Origin of the sequence: Nocardiopsis trehalosi NBRC 14201, assembly GCF_001552555.1 — a bacterium.
Classification (GTDB): Bacteria; Actinomycetota; Actinomycetes; order Streptosporangiales; family Streptosporangiaceae; genus Nocardiopsis_B; species Nocardiopsis_B trehalosi.
Window position 1 is genome coordinate 22,713 of the sequence record NZ_BCRK01000062.1, and the last position, 7,015, is coordinate 29,727.

The 7,015-nt window shown below is 77.3% G+C and carries 8 protein-coding genes; 5 read left to right on the forward strand and 3 right to left on the reverse strand.

Features of this window, described 5'->3' with window-relative positions:
• Nucleotides 1-70: 70 nt before the first annotated feature.
• Together NT8_RS13395 and NT8_RS13400 are read left to right on the forward strand one after the other, a co-directional pair.
• Nucleotides 71-1,318: a cytochrome P450 gene (locus NT8_RS13395; protein WP_067968564.1), complete on the forward strand. Its 1,248-nt coding sequence runs from the start codon at nucleotides 71-73 to the stop codon at nucleotides 1,316-1,318.
• Nucleotides 1,315-1,503, forward strand: a complete 189-nt coding sequence (locus tag NT8_RS13400; protein ID WP_067968568.1) for a ferredoxin — start codon at nucleotides 1,315-1,317, stop codon at nucleotides 1,501-1,503. Before NT8_RS13395 ends, NT8_RS13400 begins: the two co-directional genes overlap by 4 nt.
• 583 nt (nucleotides 1,504-2,086) lie before the next feature.
• Here NT8_RS13400 and NT8_RS28640 read toward each other — a convergent pair.
• Nucleotides 2,087-2,821 (reverse strand): helix-turn-helix domain-containing protein, encoded by a 735-nt coding sequence (locus NT8_RS28640; protein ID WP_217999172.1) that lies wholly within the window; start codon nucleotides 2,819-2,821, stop codon nucleotides 2,087-2,089.
• 6 nt (nucleotides 2,822-2,827) lie between these two features.
• On the opposite strand from NT8_RS28640, the gene NT8_RS13410 reads away from it, so the two are divergent.
• On the forward strand, nucleotides 2,828-3,199 hold the full coding sequence (locus NT8_RS13410; protein ID WP_067968571.1) for a MauE/DoxX family redox-associated membrane protein: 372 nt from the start codon (nucleotides 2,828-2,830) through the stop codon (nucleotides 3,197-3,199).
• A 47-nt stretch (nucleotides 3,200-3,246) separates the two neighbouring features.
• Here NT8_RS13410 and NT8_RS13415 read toward each other — a convergent pair whose 3' ends face one another.
• Nucleotides 3,247-4,506 carry a styrene monooxygenase/indole monooxygenase family protein gene (locus tag NT8_RS13415; RefSeq protein ID WP_067968574.1) on the reverse strand — a complete coding sequence of 420 codons (1,260 nt, stop codon included), beginning with the start codon at nucleotides 4,504-4,506 and terminating at the stop codon, nucleotides 3,247-3,249.
• Nucleotides 4,507-4,896: 390 nt separating this feature from the next.
• Nucleotides 4,897-5,223 (reverse strand): hypothetical protein, encoded by a 327-nt coding sequence (locus NT8_RS13420; protein ID WP_067968578.1) that lies wholly within the window; start codon nucleotides 5,221-5,223, stop codon nucleotides 4,897-4,899.
• Between the two features lie 563 nt (nucleotides 5,224-5,786).
• Here NT8_RS13420 and NT8_RS13425 point away from each other — a divergent pair.
• Both NT8_RS13425 and NT8_RS13430 read left to right on the forward strand, forming a co-directional pair.
• Nucleotides 5,787-6,401 carry a LysE family translocator gene (locus NT8_RS13425; protein ID WP_067968582.1) on the forward strand — a complete coding sequence of 205 codons (615 nt, stop codon included), beginning with the start codon at nucleotides 5,787-5,789 and terminating at the stop codon, nucleotides 6,399-6,401.
• Between the two features lie 94 nt (nucleotides 6,402-6,495).
• A partial coding sequence (locus tag NT8_RS13430; protein ID WP_067968586.1) for a B3/B4 domain-containing protein occupies nucleotides 6,496-7,015 on the forward strand: 520 nt, incomplete at its 3' end.

Here is a 7,015-nt window from a genome sequence, read left to right on the forward strand (position 1 = left end):
TATTGACAGTCGACTCTCAAAGTTGGAGCATCGACGCGAACATCCACCCGCTCCACTCGCGAGGGGACCCATGTCCACACCCCCCGGCGCCGCGACCGGCGCCACCACCGCCGAACCGGTCGTCCTGCCCGTGCGCCGCGACCCGCACCACCCCTTCGACCCCCCGCCGGAACTCGCCGGACTCCGTGCCCGCGGCCCGCTCACCCGCCTCGCCTTCCCCGACGGCCACGTCGGCTGGCTGGTCACCGGACACGCGGCGGCCCGCGCGGTCCTGGGCGACCCCCGGTTCAGCATCCGCCGCGAGCTCAAGCACGGCGTCCTGCGCTCGATCCGCCCCGGCGCCCCGGTCGCCTCGGCGCCGCCCGGCTTCTTCGGCGACATGGACGCCCCCGAGCACACCCGCTACCGGCGGCTGCTCACCCGCCACTTCACCGTGCAGCGCATGCGGCGGCTCGAACCGCGGATCGCCCGCATCACCGAGGAGCGGCTGGACACCATGGCCCGGGACGGCGCGCCCCGCGACCTCGTGCCGGACTTCGCGCTGCCCATCCCCTCCCTGGTGATCTGCGAACTGCTGGGGGTGCCCTACGCCGACCACGCGCACTTCCAGGAGCTGACCGCCGCCATGCTCTCCCCGGACGGCACCGCCGCGCGGGCGCAGGCCGCCGCCGACGGGCTCGCCGCCTACGTGGGCGGCCAGGTGCGGCGCCGGCGCACGGAACCCGGCGGCGGCCTCATCGACGCGCTGGCCGCCGAACCCGGGCTGACCGATGAGGAGATCACCAACATCTCGCTGCTGCTGCTCGTCGCCGGGCACGAGACGACCGCGCACATGCTCGCGCTGGGCGCCTTCGCCCTGCTCCGGCACCCCGACCAGCTCGCCGCCCTGCGCGCCGACCCCGGGCCGGCCGGGGGCGCGGTCGAGGAGCTGCTGCGCTACCTGTCGATCCTGAGCGCCGGCGCGCCGAGCCGGGCCGCGCTGGAGGACGTCGAACTCGCGGGGTACCGGGTCCGCGCGGGCGAGACGGTGGTGGTCTCCCTGCCCGCCGCCAACCGCGACCCCGGCGTCTTCCCCGATCCCGGCGCGCTGCGCCTCGACCGCGACAACGCCCGCCACCACCTCGCGCTCGGCCACGGAATCCACCAGTGCCTGGGCCAGCAGCTCGCGCGCGTCGAACTGCGCATCGCGCTCCCCGCCCTGATGGCCCGGTTCCCCGACCTGCGCCTGGCGGTCCCGGCCGAGGAGGTGCCGATGCGGGAGGGCTCCGCGATCCACGGACCGCGGCGGCTGCCGGTCGCCTGGGGAGGCCCGGCGTGAGGGCCGAGGCCGACCGCGCGGTCTGCGTCGGCGCGGGCATGTGCGCGCTCGTCGCGCCCGCGGTGTTCGGCCAGGACGACGACGAGGGCCGGGTGGTCCTGCTGGACGCCCGGCCGGCGGACGGCGCCGCCGCGCGGGAGGCGGTACGGCTCTGCCCCTCGGGCGCGATCGCGGTCCGCGCGTGACCGGCCCGCCCCGGCGGGCGGCCGGGGCGGGCGGTCGGGGCGGAGCCGGACAGCACGTGGCGGGAGAACGCGTCGCGCTCGTGGGCGAGCACGGCCGCCTCCCACACGCACGGCGCCAGCCCCGCCCGGCCCGGCCGGAGCAGGTCGGGCCGGTCCGCCGGTCCGGAGAAGACCGCCAGGTCCGACATGTGGCCCTCGATCCAGGTGGACACCAGGACGTAGTCGCCGTCCCCGCCCGCGTGGACGATGAGCACGGCCAGGCCGAGCGAGCCGCGGGCCCGGCCCAGCGCCAGGTGGCCCGCCGCCAGGTCCAGGGCGGCGGCCGCGCCGGACGCGGCGACCGTCCGGCCGGGCGCCTCCAGGGCGTAGGTCTTCACCAGGTGCCCGGCCACCTCGCGGGTGCCCTCCGGGCGGGCGGTGCGGGCGTGGTGGCCGCCGGCCAGGGCCGGCAGGGCGTCGGCGTCGACCGCCGAGGGCGGGTGCGTGTCGGGGGTCATGCCGCCATCCTCCCGCCGCGCCCCGGAACAGCGGCGCCCGCCCCGGCATCGGCAGCGGGCCGGGCCCGATGGCCGCCCCGCTCCACTCAGGTAGACGCCCCGGCGATGGAGCCGGGCGGACGCCCGAGGAGACCGCGCGCCGTGCGCGCCAAATGCGCCTGGTCGGCGAAGCCCGCGGTGGCCGCCGCCGCGGCCACCGACCCGGCGGAGAGGCCGGCGACGGCGGCGCGCAGCCGCGCCCATCGCCGCAGCCGTACCAGCGGGATGCCGACGGACTCCCGCACCAGGGCGCGCAGCCGGGGCGGCGAGAGCCCGACGTCGGCGGCGATGTCCTGGATGCGGTCGCGGGGGTCCACGCGGGTGCTCTCCCGGATCGCGTGGACCACCCGCGGGTCCAACGGGCGTCCTCCGCCGACGAGGGCGGCGAGTTCGGCGCGGGCGGCGCCGAGGTCGGCCCCGGTACCGGTGTCCCCCAGGGCCGCGTGCAGCCGCCGGACCACGGAGGCGTCGAGGCGGCGGCATCCCGGCCCGGGCGGCAGGTCCCACGGATCGATGAAGAGGGCGACATAGGCCGACGACGCGGCGCAGGCGTGGGCGAACTCGGGCGGCACGACCACCCCGGCCGCCGCGAACGCGCGGCCCCCGTCCGGCCGGACCTCGACGCGGCCGCCGAGCGGCAGGACCACCTTCCACGCCGGGTGCCGATGGGCGGTCACCCCGGACGCGCCGGACTCGGCGAACATGGTCGCGCCGGGACCGGAGACGAAGGCGAGCCGGCGATCGTTCCGTTCAAGCGCCCATGCCCGCGTTGCGGTCACCATCACGCCATGCACGCTATCGCGACCGCCGCCCTGGCGGCCTTCCTGCTGGCGGCGGGTGCCGCCCACTTCGCCTTCCCCGCCTACTTCCGCTCCCTGGTACCCCCCTGGCTCGGCCGGGCGGGGGCGATCGTCGCCGTCAGCGGCGCGGCGGAGATCGCGGTGGGCGCGCTCCTGCTGGCGCCCCCGACCCGGGCGGCCGGCGGATGGGCGGCCGCCGCGCTCATCACCGCCTACCTGCCGACCCACCTCGACGCCCTGCGCCGGGCGCGCCCCGACCGGCCGCGATGGCTGGACCGCCCGTTCGCCGGGTATGTCCGCCTGGTGGCCAACCTCGGCTACATCGCCTGGGCGGCCGCTGTCGCGCTCACCGCCGCCTGACCGGCGCGGGCCGGCCGGGCGGCGGGGTCAGGCGTGGGCGAGCGGGGTCAGGCGTGGGCGAGCGGGGGTTCGGCCGCCGCGTTCTCGGCCTCGGCCACCAGGGCGCGCGTGGCCGCCTCGTCGGTGAACCACGCGGCGAGCCCCGCCGGGTCGTCGAACCCGTTCACGAAGCGGTCCGCCAGCTCCGGGTACCGCTCGGCCGCCGCGACGTAGTCGGTCACGTAGGGCGGGTTGAAGTGCAGATGGGCCGCGACCTGCCCGGTGAACGGGCCGGCGTAGTCCAGGTAGGGGGCGAAGGCGGCGCGCATGAAGGCCTCGTCGAAGGGCCGGTCGCCGTGCGCGAGGATCGCCTCCAGGTACAGCCTGGCGGCCGTGCTCGCGTTGTTGGCGTCCTGCTGGAGGGCCGGGGAGGTGACGACGACGGTGTCGCCCATGCCGAGCACCGACCGCCCCGACGGCAGTTGCGCGATGGGGTGGCGGACCTGCGGGTTGGCGTGGTCGACGGCGACCGCGCGCGGGTCGGCCAGCCGCGCCCCGCGGTAGGCCTCGTAGCGCTCCGGGAGGTGGGTGCGGATGATGTCGAGCAGCACGTCCAGGTGCCCCTCGGGCGTGACGCGGCGGGGTAGGCGCGCCAGCGGGCCGTCGGCCGCGCCCGTCACCGCGAGCATGCGGCACCGCCCGTTCACCGAGAACCCGGACCAGCCGATGACGTGGCCGAGGCCGGGGACGATGTCGACCCCCACCGCGTCGGGGTCGGGGTGGCGCGGGTCCTCCTCGATGTAGGCGATGGCGGTGGCCACGCGCGGCATGCGCGCCGTCGGGCGCGAGCGGTCGACGGGGAACACGTCGGACAGCCCGCTGTGCCCGGTGGCGACGATGGTGAGGTCGTACATCGTGGCGAGCCGGTCGAGGTCGGTGACGGTGGCGCCGTGCAGCACGACCCGCCCGCCGCGCTCGGCGAACACCTCCAGCCAGACCGCCATCTTGACCCGCTCGTCGATCGACTGGGCGGGCCGGGCGAGCCGCCCGTTGCAGGTGAAGGCCGGGGCGCCCTCCGGGGTGTACCCGCTGATGCGCATGCCGTGGAGCGGGGGGACCTCGTCCTCCCAGAAGTCCAGGCCGTACGCCCGCTCGGCGGCGCGCGCGGTGCCGAACATGACCCCCATGGACACGGCCCGCCCCGTGTACAGCTCCTCGGGGCTGTGCACCGTCATCACTGTGACCGCGTACCCGTGCTCCTGCAGGCTCAGTGCCAGTTGCAGGCCCGACTGGCCCCCTCCGACGATCAGGATTTCGCGCATCCGCATCGGCCCCTCTTCTCGCGCCAGGTGACGACCGTTTCCGACCGGCCCGACACACCGGGCGGAAACGGGTGTCCGCAATGGTGAGGTGGCGTGACGTGCGATGTCAACCGCGACATCTCACACCAAATACCGCAGACCAGGCCCGTTGCCCCCGCACCGGGCGCGCGGGGCGGCCACCGCCGCCGAGGGCGGGGCCGGGAGGTGCGCCGCCGCTCCACCGGAGGTGCGGGCGGGTGCCCCGGCGGAGCCCACCGCCGGGCGGCCGGTCCGGAAGGGGCGGTCCACCGGTTCCGGACGGCCCGGAACCGGTGGACCGAAGGCGGTCCGGAACCGGTGGGCGGCGGGTCGGCCCGCACCGCGCGGCCGGCCGCCGCCCACCCCGGCCGACGGGGGTCAGGCCACTTGGACGCCCACGCGGGAGACCACGTAGGGGACGTCGCAGTAGGCGGAGGAGCGCGTGCCGTTGGAGGTGCGCCAGGGGCCGTAGTTGACGTTGGCGCCGTTTCCGCAGATGACGACGGCGCGGTGGCTGCCGCCCCCGGTGCAGGTGGCGTAGCCGCCCCCGTTGCCGAGGGTGCCGACGACGCAGTCCTGCGCCTCGGCGGCCGCCGACCCGAACAGGATCGGGGCGTCCGCGCTCGCGGGCGCGGCCGACGCGATCAGCGCACCGGCGAGGAGGGGGAGGGCGGCGGCGGCCGCCAGGGACGTCTTCACGGGCATGCGGGATCTCCGTATCGGTTCGCCGGATCTCAGGGGGCCGGCGCGGGGCGCGCCGGGTCGAGGTCGGGGCGGGCCGTCCGCGCACGTGGGCACGGTCGGGACGCCGGAGGGCGACGCACGGTCGCGCGGGCGGTCGCGGCCCGGACGGGTGCAGGGGCCGCGCACGGACACGCTACGTGGCGGACCGCGACGGAGCGCGCCCCCTGGCCGGTTGCGGCCCCCGCCCGGCCGGTTGCGGCCCCGGTCGGCCGGACCCGGCGGCCGGACGGCGCCGGGCGCCCGGTCGGGCCGCGCCTCCCGTCACCGGCCGCGGCCGCCCCCTGCCGCCGCCCGACCGCCGCAGGGCGCTGGAGATCCCGGACCCGGCGGCGAGGCCCCGGGGGCGCGGCGGCAGCCCGGAGCGCGGAGGGCGCGGGCGGCGGCGGAGGGGCAGCGTGGTGGGAGGGGTTATGGACCTGTCGAGAGGTCGCTGTTTGGACCTGTTCGGGAGGCCATTGGGGCGGCAGGCTTGCGGACGGAGGGGCGGTCCGAGCCCCGCGACGTGCCGCACCGGAAAGGCCGCCATGACCCTGGAGTTCCTGCTGACCTCGCTCGTCGTCATCGCCACCCCCGGGACCGGGGTGCTGTACACGCTCGGCGCCGGGCTCGCGCGCGGCACCCGGGCGGCGGTGGTCGCGACGGTCGGCTGCACGCTCGGCACCGTGCCGCACGCGCTGCTGGCGCTCACCGGACTGGCCGCCCTCCTCCAGGCGGGCGGCACCGCCTTCCGGGCCCTGACCTGGGCCGGGGCGGCGTACCTGCTCTACATGGCCTGGGCGACGCTGCGCGACCGCGGGTCGCTCGCCATCACTCCCGGCGACCCCGCGCCCCGCTCGACCCGCCGGGTGATCGCCTCCGCCGTGCTGATGAACCTGCTGAACCCCAAGTTGACGATCTTCTTCCTGGCGTTCCTTCCGCAGTTCGTCGACCCGTCCGCCCCCGGGGCGGTCCCCCGGATGGCGCTGCTCGGCGCCGTGTTCACGCTGCTGACGTTCCTGGTGTTCGCCTGCTACGGCACGGCGGCCGCGGTCCTGCGCGACCGCGTCCTGTCCCGCCCCTCGCTGCTGGCCTGGATCCGGCGCGTCCTCGCCGGGGCGTTCGCCGCGCTCGGCGTCCGCCTGGCCCTCGCCGGCGTCTGAGCGGTCGCCCGGGCCCGGCCCCGCCGCCCGCGTCACCCGGCGAACCGCAGCACCGCACCACCGCACCACCCGTCCGAAGGAACCGAGGCCGACCATGTACATCCAGCACGCTCCCGCGATCCGGCGGGACTTCCCCGGCCTCGCCGCGGGGGTGCTCGCCGCCGAGGGCGTCACCCCCGGCGCCGACGTCGAGCACCGGATCGACGCCTATACCGCCATCGCCAAGGCCCGGCTGGCCGAGGCCGGTTCGGAGGCCGAGCTGGCCGAGATCCAGGCGTGGCGCCGGGCCTTCGCCCGGCTCGGCCTCAAACCCACGCGCTACCGGTGCGCCGCCGAGTCCCTGCTGCGCCGGTTCCGCCGCGAGGGCGCGCTCCCCCGCCTGCACCCGGTGGTCGACCTGTGCAACGCGGTGTCGCTGGCGTTCGCCGTCCCCGTGGCCGCGATCGACACCGCGCGGGTCGACGGCGGCCTGGTGGTGCGCCCGGCCGCCGGCGACGAGGTCTACGAGGCGTTCTCCGGCGAGGTGGAGCACCCGGAGCCGGGCGAGGTCACGTTCGCCGACGAGGCGGGCCGGGCGCACGCCCGCCGGTGGACGCACCGCCAGAGCGGCTGGT